General features: G+C 74.0%; 15 protein-coding genes. 9 read left to right on the top strand and 6 right to left on the bottom strand.

Annotated features, from left to right (window positions below; translation table 11 throughout):
* Positions 1-22 precede the first annotated feature (22 nt).
* From JOD46_RS05525 to JOD46_RS05510, 4 genes are read left to right on the top strand one after another with little or no spacing between them, the layout of a single operon-like run.
* Entirely contained in the window at positions 23-1198 is a 1176-nt protein-coding gene (locus tag JOD46_RS05525) for a sensor histidine kinase (RefSeq protein WP_204392291.1), read from the top strand.
* Complete coding sequence (locus tag JOD46_RS05520; protein WP_204392289.1) at positions 1195-1938, top strand: LytR/AlgR family response regulator transcription factor; 744 nt, start codon at positions 1195-1197, stop codon at positions 1936-1938. Before JOD46_RS05525 ends, JOD46_RS05520 begins: the two co-directional genes overlap by 4 nt.
* A complete protein-coding gene (locus JOD46_RS05515) occupies positions 1935-2312 on the top strand; it encodes a heavy metal transporter (protein ID WP_204392287.1) in 378 nt (125 codons plus the stop codon). Before JOD46_RS05520 ends, JOD46_RS05515 begins: the two co-directional genes overlap by 4 nt.
* Positions 2309-3784 (top strand): sodium/solute symporter, encoded by a 1476-nt coding sequence (locus tag JOD46_RS05510; protein WP_204392285.1) that lies wholly within the window; start codon positions 2309-2311, stop codon positions 3782-3784. The genes JOD46_RS05515 and JOD46_RS05510 overlap by 4 nt, the downstream gene beginning before the upstream one ends.
* Here the strand turns inward: JOD46_RS05510 and JOD46_RS05505 are convergent.
* Both JOD46_RS05505 and JOD46_RS05500 read right to left on the bottom strand, forming a co-directional pair.
* A complete protein-coding gene (locus JOD46_RS05505) occupies positions 3775-4281 on the bottom strand; it encodes a GNAT family N-acetyltransferase (protein WP_204392283.1) in 507 nt (168 codons plus the stop codon). The genes JOD46_RS05510 and JOD46_RS05505 overlap by 10 nt on opposite strands.
* A 27-nt stretch (positions 4282-4308) precedes the next feature.
* On the bottom strand, positions 4309-5337 hold the full coding sequence (locus JOD46_RS05500; RefSeq protein WP_204392281.1) for an NAD(P)-dependent alcohol dehydrogenase: 1029 nt from the start codon (positions 5335-5337) through the stop codon (positions 4309-4311).
* Positions 5338-5439: 102 nt separating this feature from the next.
* Here JOD46_RS05500 and JOD46_RS05495 point away from each other — a divergent pair, with 102 nt between their 5' ends.
* The gene (locus JOD46_RS05495) at positions 5440-6135 is read left to right on the top strand and encodes a TetR/AcrR family transcriptional regulator (protein WP_204392279.1); all 696 of its coding nucleotides are present in this window, start codon (positions 5440-5442) and stop codon (positions 6133-6135) included.
* Positions 6136-6181: 46 nt separating this feature from the next.
* Here JOD46_RS05495 and JOD46_RS05490 read toward each other — a convergent pair whose 3' ends face one another.
* On the bottom strand, positions 6182-6658 hold the full coding sequence (locus JOD46_RS05490; RefSeq protein WP_204392276.1) for a cupin domain-containing protein: 477 nt from the start codon (positions 6656-6658) through the stop codon (positions 6182-6184).
* Positions 6659-6816: 158 nt separating this feature from the next.
* Here JOD46_RS05490 and ectB point away from each other — a divergent pair, with 158 nt between their 5' ends.
* Both ectB and JOD46_RS05480 read left to right on the top strand, forming a co-directional pair.
* Positions 6817-8109, top strand: a complete 1293-nt coding sequence (ectB, locus tag JOD46_RS05485) for a diaminobutyrate--2-oxoglutarate transaminase (protein ID WP_204392274.1) — start codon at positions 6817-6819, stop codon at positions 8107-8109.
* Between the two features lie 261 nt (positions 8110-8370).
* Positions 8371-9375: an ROK family protein gene (locus tag JOD46_RS05480; protein ID WP_204392272.1), complete on the top strand. Its 1005-nt coding sequence runs from the start codon at positions 8371-8373 to the stop codon at positions 9373-9375.
* 2 nt (positions 9376-9377) lie between these two features.
* Here JOD46_RS05480 and JOD46_RS05475 read toward each other — a convergent pair whose 3' ends face one another.
* Genes JOD46_RS05475 through JOD46_RS18885 form a run of 3 tightly spaced genes read right to left on the bottom strand, consistent with a single transcriptional unit; the run spans position 9378 to position 14197 of the window.
* Positions 9378-10067, bottom strand: coding sequence for a response regulator transcription factor (locus tag JOD46_RS05475; RefSeq protein WP_204392270.1), 690 nt, complete (start codon positions 10065-10067; stop codon positions 9378-9380).
* Entirely contained in the window at positions 10060-12162 is a 2103-nt protein-coding gene (locus JOD46_RS05470) for a sensor histidine kinase (protein ID WP_204392268.1), read from the bottom strand. Before JOD46_RS05470 ends, JOD46_RS05475 begins: the two co-directional genes overlap by 8 nt.
* A complete protein-coding gene (locus tag JOD46_RS18885; RefSeq protein ID WP_204392266.1) occupies positions 12155-14197 on the bottom strand; it encodes a sensor histidine kinase in 2043 nt (680 codons plus the stop codon). The genes JOD46_RS05470 and JOD46_RS18885 overlap by 8 nt, the downstream gene beginning before the upstream one ends.
* Before the next feature lie 195 nt (positions 14198-14392).
* On the opposite strand from JOD46_RS18885, the gene JOD46_RS05460 reads away from it, so the two are divergent.
* Positions 14393-14881: a hypothetical protein gene (locus JOD46_RS05460; protein WP_204392264.1), complete on the top strand. Its 489-nt coding sequence runs from the start codon at positions 14393-14395 to the stop codon at positions 14879-14881.
* Positions 14865-16391 carry a multicopper oxidase family protein gene (locus JOD46_RS05455; RefSeq protein ID WP_204392262.1) on the top strand — a complete coding sequence of 509 codons (1527 nt, stop codon included), beginning with the start codon at positions 14865-14867 and terminating at the stop codon, positions 16389-16391. Before JOD46_RS05460 ends, JOD46_RS05455 begins: the two co-directional genes overlap by 17 nt.
* Positions 16392-16421: the final 30 nt, after the last annotated feature.

Below are 16421 nucleotides of genomic sequence, written 5' to 3'. Positions count from 1 at the left end.
CGCCGCCGTGACAGGAGGGCGCATGATCGACGATGCATGGCTGCCGATCCTCGTCGGGGTCGGCATCGGCATCGCGCTGACCCTGCTCCTGCAGGTCGTGTGGCGGCTCGCGCGCGGCTCGCGCGACCTCGGCAGCGACGTCGAGCGGGCGACGTTCCGCACGCTCTCGCTCGCGTCGCGCGCGGCCGTGCACCTGCGCGGCGGGCTCGGTTCGGGCGACCCCCAGCGCGCGGCGCGCGCGCTGCGCTCGCTGCTCGGCAGCGACGCGATCGCGATCGCCGACACCGAGCGCATCCTCTCGGTCGACGGTCGGCCGGGGCTCTCGGATGCCGCGTGGCAGGTCGCGTCGAGCGTCGTCGAGTCCGGCCGCCGCCAGGTGTCCGGCGCGCCGTCGGCGCCCGCGGTCGGCGCACCGGTCGTCGTACACGGCCGCACGGTCGGCGCGATCGTCGCGTTCGCCGATCGCGTGCGGCCCCCGCTGGTGCGCGCGACGGCCGAGGTGGCGAGGTGGTGCGGGCGGCAGCTCGAGCTCGGCGAGCTCGAGACCTCGCGGGCGGCGCTCGCGGAGGCCGAACTGCGGGCATTGCGCGCGCAGATCAGCCCCCACTTCATCTACAACTCGCTCGGAGCGATCGCGTCGTACATCAGCACCGACCCCGAGCGCGCGAAGGACCTCGTGCTCGACTTCGCCGACTTCACCCGGTACTCGTTCCGCCGGCAGGGCGAGTTCACGACGCTCGCGGAGGAGCTGCGCAGCGTGCACTCCTACGTCGAGCTCGAGCGGGCGCGCTTCGAGGAGCGGCTGACGGTGACCCTGCAGGTCGAACCCGAGACGCTGGCGACGGTCATCCCATTCCTCAGCGTGCAGCCGCTCGTCGAGAACGCGGTGCGCCACGGGCTCGAACCGCGCGAGCGCGGGGGCACCATCGTGATCGGCGCGCACGACGACGGAACGCACACCGAGATCACGGTCGACGACGACGGCGTCGGCATGTCGCCCGACGAGCTCCGCGGGCTGCTCACCGCGCCGGGCCGCGCCGACCACGTCGGCCTGCGCAACGTCGACTCGCGCCTGCGGCGAATCTACGGCGACGACCACGCGCTCGTGGTCGAGACGAACCCCGGTGCGGGCACCCTCGTGCGCATGCGCATCCCCAAGTCCCAGCCCTTCCACGAGACCGAGAGGCCGAGCGGATGACGGCTCCCGCGACCATCGACGTCCTCATCGCCGACGACGAGCGCCCCGTGCTCGACGAGCTCGAGCTGCTGCTCCGGCGCGACCCGCGGGTGGGCCGCATCCTGCGCGCGTCGTCGGGGTCGGAGGCCGTGCGCCTGCTCGCGGAGCAGCCCGTTGATGCCGCGTTCCTGGACATCCACATGCCCGGCCTCTCGGGGTTCGACCTGGCGCGGGCGATGACGCGGTTCGCCCGCCCGCCGGCGATCGTGTTCGTGACGGCCGACGAGGCGGGCGCGGTCGAGGCCTTCGACGTCGCCGCGGTCGACTTCATCCTGAAGCCGATCCGCCGGGAGCGGCTCGAGCGCGCGGTCGCGCGGATCCTCACCGGCCGCGACGCGTCCGGCGATCCGGGAACGGTCGCCGACGAGCACATCCCGGTCAAGGTCGGCGACGTGATGCGCGTGGTGCACCGCAGCGACGTCCGCTGGGTCCAATCGCAGGGCGACTACGCGCGGCTGCACACCGAGACCGACAGCCACCTCGTCCGCGAGTCCATCTCCGACCTCGAGGAGCGCTGGGCGAGCGCGGGCTTCATCCGCGTGCACCGCTCGTACCTCGTCGACCGCGCCGCGATCACCACCGCACGCCTCAGCGGCGCGCACCCGGCCGTCGTCGTCGCGGGCGAGGAGATCCCCGTGAGCCGCCGTTCGGTCGGATCGGTGCGCGACGCGATCCTGCACGCGCGCGAGGACCGACGGTGAGCGAAGGCGATCGCCCGGCGCGCGAGCGCGTGACGTCGGTCGACCCGGCCGCGGCGGCGCGGCACCGCCCGCCGGTGCGTGCGGGAGCCGTGCCGGTCGGCGAGGCCGAGACGATGTTCACCCGCAGCCTCATGCGCGCGCAGGCGCGGCTCGCGCTCGCGACCGTGCTCTCGTTCGTCGTGGTCGTGGCCTGCGTGATCGTGCTGATCACGCGGGTGCCGGCGCTCGACGACGTCGTGGTCGCCGGGGTGCCCGTGCCGTGGCTCATCCAGGCGTACGGCTTCTTCCCGATCATCCTCGTGCACGCGCTCATCTACGCGGTGCTCGCGCGGCGCGCCGAACGCCGGTTCAACGCGCTCGTGGAGCACGAATGAACGCGTTCCTCACCGGCGCGGCGGTCGCACTCGTGCTGGCTGTGACGGCCGGCATCGGCGTGTACGGGGTGCGCGTCTCGCGCACGACGAGCGACTTCTTCGTGGCCTCGCGCACGGTCCGGCCGTGGTGGAACGCGTCGGCGATCAGCGGCGAGTACCTCTCGGCGGGCACGTTCCTCGGCCTGTCGGGGCTCGTGCTCCTCTCGGGCGCCGAGGCGTTCTGGTTCCCGATCGGCTACGCGGCCGGGTACCTGCTCGTGCTCGTGTTCGTCGCGGCGCCGCTGCGCCGGAGCGGCGCATACACGATCCCCGACTTCGTGCACGCCCGGCTCGACTCCCTCGCGGCGCGACGCATCACGAGCGTGCTCGTGCTCGTCATCGGGTGGCTGTACATCGTGCCGCAGCTGCACGGCGCCGCGCTCGCGGTGAACGTCGTCGCCGACGTCCCGCCGTGGATGGGCGCGGTCGGCGTCGCGATCGTCGTCGGGGGCTCGGTCGCCGCGGGCGGCATGCGCTCGATCACGTTCGTGCAGGCGTTCCTGTTCTGGCTGAAGTTCGGCGCGCTCGCCGTGCCCGTCGTCTTCTTCGCGATCGCGTCCGGCGGACGCGAACCCGCGATCGACCCGGCGCTCGTGTTCCCGCACGAGAGCGGGCCGGGCGGACTCGACCTCTACACGACCGCGTCGCTGCTGATCGCGCTCCTGTGCGGCACGATCGGGCTGCCGCACGTGCTCGTGCGGTTCTACACCAGCCCGACGGGCGGGTCGGCGCGGTGGACGACGGTGATCGTGATCGGCCTCATCAGCGCGTTCTACATGGTGTCGGGCACCATCGGCCTGATCGCCCGCGCGGTCGCGCCCGACCTCGCCCGGCCGGGCGTCGCCGACACCGTGGCACTGCTGCTCCCGTCGCGCCTGTTCCCGGGCATCGTCGGCGACCTGCTGACGGCGCTGGTCGTCGCGGGGGCGCTCGCGGCGTTCCTCGGCACCTCGTCGGGCCTGGTCGTCTCGCTCTCGAGCGCGGTCAGCCAGGACCTGTTCCACGGCACCGTGCGCTCGTTCCGCTGGGCGGCCCTGTTCACCACCGCCGTGCCGCTCGTGGTCGCACTCGCGACCGTGCCGCAGGGGCTGGTCAGCTCGGTCGGCAACGTGTTCGTCTTCGCCGCGTCGGCGCTGACCTCCGTCATCGTGCTCGGCATCTGGTGGCCGCGGCTCACGGCGCGCGGCGCGATCGCGTCGATGGTCGTGGGATCCACGCTGTGCGCTGCGGCGCTCATCGCCACGGCGGCGCTCGGCCCGCGCAGCGATGCCTGGGCGGCGCTGCTCGCCCAACCCGGCGCGTGGACGATCCCGGCGGCGGCACTCGCCGGCATCGTCGTCTCGCTGCTCGACCGCCGCACGCCGGCGGGCGCCGAGCGCATGCTCGGCCGCCTGCACCGTCCCGAGCTGCCGCCGGCCGGGCCTCAGACGTAAAGCTTGAACCCGACGTGCGAGGCCTCGAAGCCCAGGCGCTCGTAGAAGCGATGCGCGTCGTCGCGGCGGGCGTCGGACGTGAGCTGCACGAGGCGCGCGCCGCGCTCGCGGGCGTGGTCGAGGGCCCACCGGATCATCGCGGAGCCGACGCCGCGACCGCGGAGGTCGTCGGCGACCCGCACGGCCTCGATCTGCAGGCGCGTCGCTCCCCCGCGCGAGAGGCCGGGGATGAACGTGAGCTGCATCGTTCCGGCCGGCTCGCCGCCGTCGCGTTCGACGATCACGAGGAGCTGGGCGGGGTCGGCGTCGATCGCCTGGAACGCGCGGGCATAGCTCGCGAGGTCGGCGTCGGTGAAGCCGAACTCGGCGGCGCGCAGCGAGTCGGCCGCGATCAGCCGCACGAGCGCCTCGACGTCGTCGGGCCGGGCGCGCCGGAGCGTGAAGGCGTCGCCGGATGCGTGGAGGGTGTCGGAGATCGGGAGCGGGTCGGAGGTCACGTCCGACACTGTCTCACGCGCGGCGGCTCACCCGAGCCGCACCACGACGCTCCCGCGCTTGCGCCCGGTGTCGACGTAGCGGTGCGCGTCGACGATGCCGTCGAGCTCGACCACGCGATCGATGACCGGCCGGATGTCGCCCGCCTCCGCGAGTTCGGCGAGCCGCTGCATCCCGTCGGGCCCGACCCGATCGCCGGTCGAGGTCACGAGGATGCCGCTGCGGCGTGACCGCCAGGGCGCGGCGAGCATGTCGCCGAGGTCGGCGATCACCTGCAGCAGCGCTCCACCCGGCCGGATCAGGTGCCGCACGCGCGGGAACGGCGCCGTGCCCGCGCACTCGACGATGACGTCGTAGGCGCCCGAAGCGCCTGCGGCGAAGTCCTCCCGCTCGTGATCGACGACCCGGCTCGCGCCGTTGGCGCGAACGAGCGCGGCGTTCCGTGCGCTCGTGACGGCCGTGACGCGCGCACCACGTCGGGCGGCGAGCTGCACCGCCGCGATGCCGACCGCGCCCGACGCGCCGTTGACGAGCACCTCCGCGCCGGGCCGGAGCTCGACGCGCGCCAGGTACCGCATGGCCGTGTGGCCGCCGAACACGATCGCCGCGGCCTCCTCGAACGACAGGGTCGCCGGCTTCCGTGGGATGTCGCCGCCCTGCGGGACGGCGACGTACTCGGCGTGGCCGCCCATGCGCGAGCCCAGCATCGCGATCACCTCGTCGCCGGGCGCGAACCGCGTGACGGCGGAGCCGACCGACTCGACGACGCCCGCGACGTCCATGCCGAGCACGTGCACGCGCGGACGGAACAGGCCGATCGTCGGCGCGACCAGCAGCGACAGGCCGCGCGGGATGTCGCGGGCGCGGAGCCGGTGGTCGGCCACGCTCACCGTGGCGGCGCGCACGCGCACGAGCACCTCGTCGGCCGCGGGTTCGGGCTTCGGCACCCGGTCGACGCGGACGTGCTCAGGGCCGCCGAAGCGGTCGACGACGGCGGCCCGCATGGTGGTCGCGCGGGTGGGTGCGGATGCCGCGGTCGCGGTCTCGGAATCGGTCATGACGAACTCCCTTACGTTGTAAGCCTTACGTCGTAAGATACCTGCATCGCCCGGCGCCGTCCAGAGGCAAAGCGGGGAAGGCGAGGGAGTACCGTGGAGGACATGCCGACGAGCCGCACCGCCCAGCGCTCGCCGCTCACGCGCGATCGCGTGCTGCAGACCGCGATGGACCTCGCCGACCGCCGGGGCCTCGACGCACTCACCATGCGCGCGCTCGCCGACGAGCTCGGCGTGGAGGCGATGTCGCTCTACCACCATCTCCCCAACAAGAGCGCGATCCTCGACGGCGTCGTCGAGGTCGCGTTCGAGGAGATCGCGCGCGAGGTCGGCGATTCCGCGGCCGCCCCGGCACCCGCCGGCTGGGCGACCGCCCTGCGCGCCCGCATCCTCGGGGCACGGCGCGTGCTGCTGCGCCATCCGTGGGTGCCGGTCGTGATGGAGTCGCGCGGCAGCTTCGGGCCCGCGCAGGCCCGGTACGTCGACGGCGTGGTCGGCCTGATGCGCTCGGGCGGCCTCTCGCACGACCTCATCCACCACTCGCTGCACGCCCTCGGCAGCCGCATGTACGGGTTCGTGCAGGAGCTCGGCCCCGACGACAACGCCTCGACGCCCGGTCCCGCCGAGCTCGAGGCCATGTCGGCGCTGGCACCCCATCTGGCCGCCATGCTCGCCGAGGTCGCGCACGTCGACCCCGACTCGACGCTCGGCTGGTGCGACGACCAGGAGGAGTTCGAGTTCGGGCTCGACCTCCTGCTCGAGGGCATCGAGCGCCGGCGTCGCGCCGCGTCCGCGCCCTGACCGGGCCGGTGCGGCCGCGGCGCACGGCCGCACCGCGGTCGCCCGTTCAGGCGTGCCGGTCGGGCTCCCCGCCCTCGGGCTCGACCGCCCAGTCCGGCGGCTCGTCCGCGCCGGCCTCCTCGTCGCGCTCGGCGTCGTCGGCCGTCACCTGCACCGCGCCGGCCGCATGGTGCACCGGGGCGTAGACGGTGTACAGCTGGAGCGGCTCGTCGCCCGTGTTCTCGACGTCGTGCCACGTGCCGGCGGGCACCTGGATGCTCCAGCCGTCCGAGACATCCCGCTGGAACGAGAGGTCGTCCTTCGTGGGTCCCATCTTCACCCGGCCCCGGCCGGCGTCGAGCCGCAGGAACTGGTCGGTCTCTGGATGCGCCTCGAGGCCGATCGACTCGCCGACCGGGATCGACATGAGCGTGACCTGCAGGTACCTGCCGGTCCACGCGACGGTGCGGTAGTTCTCGTTGTCCTTCGTCGCGGCCTCGATGTCGAACGCGTTCGGCTCGGGTCCGTTGTCGGTGACATCCATGCGGGCCCCCTTCCCCTGCCGCCACGCTAGTCGCGCCGCACCCCTCGATCGAGGACCCAGGTCCCGTCCGGGCGACCGGATGGCGCGCACACGCGACACTCGGCCGGAGGACGTAGTCTCGAAGCACCGCCCCCTTCACCGAGAGGAGCCCGCCTGCCATGAGCGGCGCCACCGCATTGGACACCTCCACCGCACTCGACGTCTTCGACCGTCGCGAGTCCGAGGTGCGCGGGTACATCCGCGCCTTCCCGACCGTGTTCGACCGCGCGACCGGCTCCACGCTCGTCGACGCCGACGGGCGCGAGTACCTCGACTTCTTCGCCGGAGCGGGCGTGCTGAACTACGGCCACAACAACCCCGCCTTCACGCGCGCGCTCATCGAGTACCTCGAGCGCGACGGCATCATCCACGGCCTCGACATGGCCACCTCGGCCAAGAAGGCGTTCATCGAGGCGTTCGAGCGGCTCGTGCTCGAGCCGCGCGGTCTCGACCACAAGCTCCAGTTCACCGGTCCGACCGGCGCGAACGCCGTCGAGGCGGCGCTCAAGGTCGCCCGTCAGGCGACCGGCCGCTCGACCGTCGTCGCGTTCACCAACGCGTTCCACGGCCTGAGCATGGGCGCGCTCGCCGCGACCGGCAACAGCCACTACCGCTCGGCGGCCGGCGTCGGACTCGACGACATCGCCCGCCTGCCCTACGACGGCTACCTCGGCGCCGGCGTCGACACGCTCGACCTCTTCGAGAAGATGCTCGACGACCCGGGCTCGGGTCTCGACCTGCCCGCCGCGGTCATCGTCGAGGCCGTGCAGGGCGAGGGCGGCATCAACGTGGCGAGCGCGCCGTGGCTGCAGCGCCTGCGCGCGATCACCGCGGAACGCGGCATCCTCCTCATCCTCGACGAGATCCAGGCCGGCGTCGGCCGCACGGGCACGTTCTTCGCCTTCGAGCACGCCGGCATCGTGCCCGACATCGTGACCGTGTCGAAGTCGATCTCGGGCTCGGGCCTGCCGATGTCGCTCGTGCTGCTGCGCCCCGACGTCGATGTCTGGAAGCCCGGTGCCCACACGGGCACGTTCCGCGGCAACAACCTCGCGTTCGTCTCGGCGCGCGTCGCGCTCGAGACGTACTGGGTCGACTCGGCGTTCACCGAGGGCGTCGCCGCCAAGGGCGAGCTCCTGCGCGGCCACCTCGAGCGGATCGCCGCCGAGCACCCCGAGCTCGGCTTCGTCCCGCGTGGCCGCGGCCTGATGCAGGGGCTCGCGTGCGACGCCGACCGCACGCTCGCGGGCCGCGTCTCGAAGGAGGCGTTCCAGCGCGGGCTCGTCATCGAGACCTCGGGCGCCTTCGACGAGGTGCTGAAGTTCCTGCCGGCGCTCACCATCACCGAGGACGAGCTCGAGCGCGGTCTCGCGATCGTGCGCGAGAGCCTCGCGGCGGCCCTCGCGGCCTGAACCGCGTTTCCGCCTCCGGACACGAGGAAGGGCTCACGACCAGGACGTCGGGTCGGGTCGTGAGCCCGCTTCGCGTCGCGGTAGGGGCGATGACGAATGCAGCGATCGTAGGTCGCGGCCGCGCACGAGGAAAGACGCCGGCCGCCTGAAGCGGAGATCGTTATCCGCTCGTGTCCGAACGCCTCGCTGGCGCGTCCACGCGCGGGTGCTCGCCGAGAGCGCTCCCACGCGGGATGATGACCCCGAGACGAGGGAGGCCGCATGCCCATCGACGTGGCCCTCGCCGTCGACATCGGCGGCACGAAGGTCGACGCCGCGCTCGTCGACGCCACCGGACGGATCGTCCCGGGCAGCCGGCACCGCACCGCGAGCGGCCCCGGCCAGACCCCCGACACGTTCGCCGACGCGATCGCGACGGCCTGCGGGCGCTCGGCCTCGCACGCTGAGCGCGCCGCCGGAGCGGGGTCGCCGGAATACCGCATCGTCGGCGTCGGGGTCGGCAGCGCCGGCCCCCTCCTCGGCGGCGGCACGCGCATCTCACCGCTCAACATGCCCGGCATCCGCGACTTCCCGCTCGCCCCCGTGGTCGAGCCCTTCGCGAACGGCGGACCGGTGCGGATCGCGCTCGACGGCCGCTGCATCGCGATGGCCGAACATCGGTTCGGCGCGCTGCGCGGCGTCCGGAACGGCATCGCGATGGTCGTCTCCACCGGCATCGGCGGCGGGATCGTGCTCGACGGCCGGGTCGTGCACGGCGCGAGCGCCAACGCCGGCCATGTCGGCCAGGTCTGGGTGCGGCGGCCGGGTGCCGGCGACCCGGTCGGCGCGACCGTCGAGGCGGTCGCCGCCGGGCCGGCGACCGTGCGGTGGGCGCTCGAGCACGGATGGCGCGGGCCCGACGCTCGCGCGTTCGGCGCGCCCGGCCAGGACACGCCCGGTGAGGGCACGCCCGGCCTCGACGGCCGCGCGCTCGCCGCCGACTACCGTGCCGGCCACCCCGTCGCGCTCCGGGCCGTGCGGCGCTCGGCCGAGGCCGTCGGGCACGCGATCGCCGCGTGCGCCGCGCTGCTCGACCTCGAGGTCGTCGCGATCGGCGGCGGGTTCTCGCGCGTGGCCGACGACTACGTGCAGCTCGTCGAGGCGGCGGCGCACGCGGTGGCCGTGCTCCCGGCGGCGCGCGACCTGCGCGTCGTGCGCGCCGCGCTCGGCGACGACGCCCCGCTCGTCGGCGCAGCCGTGCAGGTGCACGAGCCGGCCGGGCGCTGAGCTCACTCGGGCGCGTTCGCGCCGCCGTCCTGGAGGAACGCCAGCACCGCGGCGACCCGACGGTGCACGCCGCTCTCGGGCAGGCGCAGCTTCGTGAAGATCGCGTTGACGTGCTTCTCGACGGTCGACGACGACAGGAACAGCGACTGCTCGATGCCCGCGTTCGTGCGGCCGCGGGCCATCTCACGCAGCACCTCGAGCTCGCGCGGCGACAGCGCCGCGAGCGGGCTCGACGCGGCCGCGCTCCGTCGCCGCACGAGCGTGTCGACGATCTGCGGGTCGATGACCGAGCCGCCGGCGCGCACCTCGCGCAGGGCGTGGACGAGGTCCTCGAGGTCGCCGATCCGGTCCTTCAGCAGGTAGCCGAGCCCCGCCGAGCCGTCGGCGAACAGCGCGAGCGCGTAGCTCTCGTCGGCGTGCTGCGACAGCACGACGACGCCCGTGTCGGGGTGCGCGGCGCGGATCTCCCGGGCGGCTTCGATGCCCTCCATGTGGTGGCCGGGCGGCATCCGGATGTCGGTGAGCACCGCGTCGGGCGAGAACCGCCGCACCGCGTCGAGCAGTTCGGCGGCGTCGCCGGTGCCCGCGACCACGTCGATCTCGCCGGAGTCCTCGAGCAGGCGCCGCACGCCCTCGCGCACGAGGTAGTTGTCCTCCGCGATGACGACGCGGAGCGTGCGCTGATCATCCATCGCGTTCCCCCACCGGCAGTTCCACGAGCACCATCGTGCCCGATGGGCGGTTCGGCGCGATCGAGATCGTGCCGCGCAGCGCGGCGACCCGGTCGCGGATGTTCGCGAGGCCGCCGTGGGAGACGCCTGCGACGCCCGGCTCGATGCCGCACCCGTCGTCGCTGATCGCGATGCGCAGGTGCCCGTCGTCACGCGCGAGCCCGACCGACGCGTGCGTCGCATGCGCGTGCTTCGCGGTGTTCGCGAGGGCCTCGCGCACCACGTAGTACGCCGTGGTCTCGACCTCCTCGGGGTAGCGTTCGGCCCGCACCGCGGCATCCGCCTCGACGTCGAGCGGGATGGGGTACCGGGCGACGCCCGACTCGACGGCCGCGACGAGCCCGTTGTCGCTGAGCACGGGCGGGTGGATGCCGCGCGCGAGCTCGCGCAGCTCGGTCAGCGTCTCGCGGGCGTGGTCCTGCAGCTCGGCGAGCTCGTCCGGTGCGAGCTCGCCTCGTTCGAGCCGGTTCCGCGCCAGGCGCAGGCCCGCGATCTGCGCGACGATGTCCTGCTGGATCCCGTCGTGCAGGTCGCGCTCGAGGCGGCGGCGCTCGTCGTCCTGCGCGGCCACGAGCCGCTCACGCGAGGCGGTCAGCTCGTCGAGCTGCTCGGCCAGCTGCGCGGTGAGGCCCACGTTCGCGACGGATGCCGCGGCCTGGCCCGCGACCGTCCGCAGCAGCGTCCGCTCCGCGTCGCCGTACTCGCCCCGGCGCCTCGGGCCGACGTCGATGCGGCCGAGCCGCTCGTCGCCCCGCACCAGGTCGCACGACAGCGCGGGCTCGCCGGCCGGACCGGAGCCGGGTCCGTCGGCGGCCCCTGCGACGCCGACGGGCGAGTCGGCGAACGCGCCGTCGGCGCCGGCCAGCCGGATGCGCACCCACGAGGCGTCCAGTCCGTCGCGCACCGCCGAGGCGAGGTGCGCGAGCAGGTCTCCCGGATCCCCCGCCTGCTCGAGGCGCGCGCCGAGCTCGCTGAGCACGCCGAACTGGCGCTCGCGGTCGCCGAACAGGGCGCGGTGCAGGCGCCGCTGCATCCATCCCCGCACCGGCAGCAGCGCGACGGCGAGCAGCGTCGTGAGCAGGATCGCGGGCACGGCCTGGAGCGGCGGCACGAGCAGCACCGCGGGCGTCGCGACCCCCGCGGCGTACACGACGGTGATGAGGAGGTTCGACGAGCGCTCGACCCGGGCGCCCCGCTCCCCCGGTCCGATGTCGAACGCGCCGTAGCGGAGGATGCCGTGGATCGCCGCGACCGGGATCGCGATCATCGATGCGTACACGGCGACCTCGACGACCGGCAGGTCGGGCAGGAACGACCACGCCGCGAAGACCAGCATCGCCGCGGCGACGGTCAGCGCCATGACCCGCGTGCGGGCCCGCACGTCGGGCGTGCCGAACACCGCCCGCGAGACGAGCACGGCGAACCCGAGCACGACCGCCGGCCACGGCTGCACGACGAGGGACGCCACCGCGGGCGCGGCCCACTCCAGCCAGGGCACGGCGAACGGGTTCGGGAAGGCCTCCCCGGTGAAGCCCAGGTACATCGGCGTCACGACGTGGGGCGTCGTGAGGAGGGTGAGCGGGCCCACGAGCACCGGGGTCCACATGAACACGACGGCGATCCGCTCCCATCGGCGCTCGGGCACGCCGTCGGGGAACGTGGCGAACACGATCAGCAGCGCCGACGTCGCCATGGCGTCGGCCGTGAGCCCGACGACGTTGAAGAGCGGGAACCACGGCTGCGTGAGGATCGCGAGGTTGTGGTTGACGAACGTCTCGTAGGCCGAGCCGACGAGCATCGCGGTCGCCCCGAGCGCGATGAGGAGCGCGATCCGCGACGCCGACACCGTGAGCAGCCACATCCCGAACACGAAGAGCGGCAGGGCGCCGAGCAGCGGCCACGCGAGGCCGTGCTCGTCGGTGACCCCGGCGTCGACGAACCCCCGCACGACGACGATGTAGGCGAGTGACGCGAGGCCGATCGGCCCGAGCGTCGCCAGGCACACCCACCGGCGGTCCAGGGTGGCCGTCGTCGTCCGGTCGGGCGCCTCAGCCAACGACGCTCCCCTCCCGCGCGATGGGCAGGTCGACCAGCACGCGTGTACCCGACGGCGCGTCGGCGCCCACGGACACCGTGCCCCGCAGGGCGGCGACCCGGTCGCGGATGTTCGCGAGGCCGCCGCGCGAGGCCTCGCGCCCGAGCGACGGATCGATGCCGCACCCGTCGTCGGAGATCGTGACGCGGAGGCGCCCGTCGCTGCGCGCGATTTCGACGGAGGCGTGCGTCGCCCCGGCGTGCTTCGCGGTGTTCGCCAGGGCCTCGCGCACGACGTAGTACGCCGTCGTCTCGACCTCCTCGGGATACCGCTCGGCCCGCACCGCGGCATCCGCCTCGACCGTCAGCGGGATGGGGAACCGCGCGACGCCCGACTCCACGGCGGCGACGAGGCCGTTGTCGCTGAGCACGGGCGGGTGGATGCCGCGGGCCAGCTCGCGCAGGTCGGTCAGCGTCGCGCGCGCCTGATCCTGCAGCGCCGTCAGCTCGCCCGGCTCGAGGTCACCGCGCGCGAGACGGTTGCGGGCCAGCCGGAGCCCTGCGATCTGGGCGACCACGTCCTGCTGGATGCCGTCGTGCAGGTCGCGCTCCAGTCGGCGCCGCTCGTCGTCCTGTGCCGCCACGATCCGCTCGCGCGACGCCGTGAGCTCGTCGAGCCGGGCGGCCAGTTGTGCCGTCAGGCGCACGTTCGCCACCGACGCCGCCGCCTGCCCGGCGACCGTGCGCAGGACCGTGCGCTCGGCGTCGCTGTACTCGCCGCGCCGGCGCGGTCCGACCTCGATGCGGCCGAGGGTCTCGTCGGCGTGCACCAGGTCGACCGACTCGACCGGATCGCCGGCCACGACGCCGGCCACGCCGGCAGGCCATGCGGACGCGTCATCCGTCGTCACCGGTCGGATGCGCACCCACGACGCGTCGAGCCCGTCGCGCACGGCCGCGGCCAGGTGGGTCAGCAGCTCGCGCGGGTCGCCCGATCGCTCGAGTCGCTCGCCGAGCTCGCTCAGCATGCCGAACTGGCGGTCCCGGTCGCCGAAGACCAGGCGCTGGATGCGTCGTTGCGTCCAGCCCCGCACCGGCAGCAGACCGACCGCCATGAGCGTGGTGAGCAGCACCGCGCCGACGACCGTGAGCGAGTCCACGAACAGCAACGCGGGCGCGGCGACCGCGATGCCGTAGAGCGCGGTGATGAGCACGGTCGAGGACCGCGCCACGAACTGCGCGCGTGCGCCCGGGGCGATGTCGAACGCGCCGTAGCGCAGGATGCCGTGCACCGCCGCGATCGGGATCGCGGCCAGGGTCACGAACACGGCCGCCTCGACGGGCGGGCTCGGCACGAACAGCCACAGCGACCAGCTGACGACGAGCCCGAGCACCACCCACGTCATGAGGCGCATCCGTGCCCTCACCTCGGGCGCACCGAAGAAGGCCCTCGCGACCAGCACCGCCATGCCGAACGCGACCGAGGGGAAGGAGTGCACGATCCACTCGACGGCGGGCGCCGCCCACGACAGCGCGGGCAGCGCGAACGGATTCGCGATCGTCTCGGCGTTCGGCTCGTGGAACTGCGGGAGGAGCAGGGTCGGCGTGACGAGCACCGACAGCGGAGCCACGACCACGGGCAGCCACACGAACCAGAGCGCGATCCGCTGCCATCGACGCTCGGGCACGCCCGTGGGGAACGTCGCGAACATGGTGATGAACGCCGCGCCCGAGACCGCGTCGACCGTCAGGCGGGCGGCGCTGAGCAGCGGGAACCAGGGTGACGACTCGAGCTCGGGCGTCGCGTTCGCGAACGTCTCGAGCGCCGCGCCGACGGCGATCGCCGTGCCCGTCCACGCGATGTACAGCGCCGCGCGCGACGTCGACACGGTGAGCAGCCAGAGGCCGAACGCGACGAGCGGGAGGATGCCGAGCAGCGGCCAGAGCACGCCCCGCGGGATGTCGTCGGACGCGAACCCGCGAGCGAGCACGACGTACGCCACCGACACCGCCCCGAGCGGTGCCAGGGCGGCGAACCACGCCCACCTTCGGAACACCCTCCCATCGTCCTCCCGCTCGCGGCCCCGCGGGAGAGGGATTCCCCCGACGTCCCTTAGCGGCTGTCCCCCATCGGCCGTGCGGCGCACCGCCACGCGGCATCCGGTCCGCTTCGTTCCGGCGCCGCGCGCCGACCGGGATGGTGAAGGGCGAGCGGATGCCGCGTGGAGGCGCCGCACGAAGGAGACGGAATCATGCGCAAGCTCTACAGCGGCCTCGCCTGGGCCATCGCGGGAGGCGTCGTCGTGCAGGCCGCCGCGATCGCCTTCGCGTTCGGCGGCATGCTGAACCTCATCGCCGAGGGCGGCGTCGTCGACAAGGCCCTGCTCGAGTCCTTCCAGGCCGCGGGCGTCGGCGAGACCGGGTTCCTCATCCACGGGCTCGTGGGCGGCGTGATCATCCCGATCGTCGCGATCGTGCTGCTCGTCGTCTCGTTCTTCGTGCGGGTGCGCGGTGCGCGGCTCTGGGCCGCGGTCACCTTCGGGCTCGTCGCCCTGCAGGCCACGATCGGCTTCTCGATCACCGACCTGCCCTACCTCGGCCTGATCCACGGCGCCAACGCGCTCGCCATCGTCGCATCGGCGGCGATCGCGGCGCTGCGCGTGCGGCGGGGTCGCCCGACCACGTCGGCCGCGCCGTCCCGGCCGGCCGAGGAGGCGAGCTCCGATGCCGTCACGGCGTGAGCTCGTGCGCCGGCTCGCGGTCGCCGTCGCGGTCGCGACCGGGCTCGGTGCGGGCGCGCTCGCGTGGAGCTCGACGCTACTCGGCGAGTACTCGGTCATGGACATGGGCGCCGGGGCGGGCGGGCACGCGGGACACGCGCAGCACGGCGCGAGCGGGACCGGCGCCGCCGCGGCATCCGGCGCCGGCGCCGCGGGCGCAGCGGTCGAGGTCACCTCGCTGACCGAGGATCCCGACCGGCCCGCCGACGTGCGGGTCGAGCTCGTCGCACGTCAGGAGTCGTTCGAGGTTCCCGGAGCCGGCCGCATCGACGGGTTCACGCTCAACGGCACGTCGCCCGGGCCCGAGATCCGCGCGCGACAGGGCGACCTCGTCGAGGTGACCCTCGTCAACGAGTCGGTGTCGGATGGCGCGACGCTCCACTGGCACGGCATCGACGTGCCGAACGCGGCCGACGGCGTCGCGGGCGTCACGCAGGACGCCGTGCCGGTCGGCGGGACGTACACGTACCGGTTCGTCGCGCGCGACGCGGGCACCTACTGGTACCACTCGCACCAGCTCTCGCACGACCAGGTCGTGCGCGGCATGCTCGGGGCGATCGTGATCGAGCCGGCGGAACCGCCGGCCCCCGGCACCGCGGCCGACGCCGAGACCACCGCGCTCCTGCACGTGTACGGCGGCGAGCACACGCTGAACGGCCGCGCCGCCGACGAGCGCGTCGACGCCGCCCCCGGCGTGACCGTGCGCGTGCGCGTGATCAACACCGACCAGGGCACCGCGGCCGTGTGGTCGGCCGCGCCGTACCGGGTGCTCGCGATCGACGGCCGCGACGTGCACGAGCCCGCCGACGTCGACGGGCAACGGCTGCTCATCCCCGCGGGCGGGCGGGCGGATGTCGCGGTGCAGGCACCGGCCGACGGCTCGCTCGCGCGACTGCACGTCGGCGGAGCGCGCAGCGTGCTGGTCGGCGCGACCGGCGCCGACGAGGCATCCGCCGATGACGCCGCGCAGCCGACGCGGACGCTCGACCTCCTGGCCTACGGACGCCCGGCGCCGCTCGGCTTCGACCCGACGCGGCCCGACCGCAGCTACGACTACGTGATCGCGCGCCGGTTCGGGATCATCGACGGCCGCCCGGGCAACTTCTGGACGATCAACGGCCGCATGTTCCCCGACGTGCCGATGTTCGAGGTGCGCGAGGGCGACGTCGTGGCGATGCGCATCGTGAACGACTCGGGCGACGTGCATCCCATGCACCTGCACGGCCACCACGTCGTGGTGCTCGCGCGCGACGGCGTCGCGGCATCCGGCAGCCCCTGGATCGTCGACTCGCTCGACGTGCATCCCGGCGAGACGTACGACATCGCGTTCGTCGCCGACAACCTCGGCATCTGGGCCGACCACTGCCACACGCTGCCGCACGCGGTCGACGGCCTCGTCGCCCACCTCATGTACGAGGGCGTGACGACGCCGTTCACGATCCACGGGGCGGCCGGCAACCAGCCGGAGTGAGCGCGGCCCGCCGTCCGGCCGTCCGGCCGT

This window comes from Agromyces aurantiacus (genome assembly GCF_016907355.1).
Taxonomy (GTDB): Bacteria; Actinomycetota; Actinomycetes; order Actinomycetales; family Microbacteriaceae; genus Agromyces; species Agromyces aurantiacus.
This window is presented reverse-complemented; position numbering and strand designations above follow the sequence as displayed.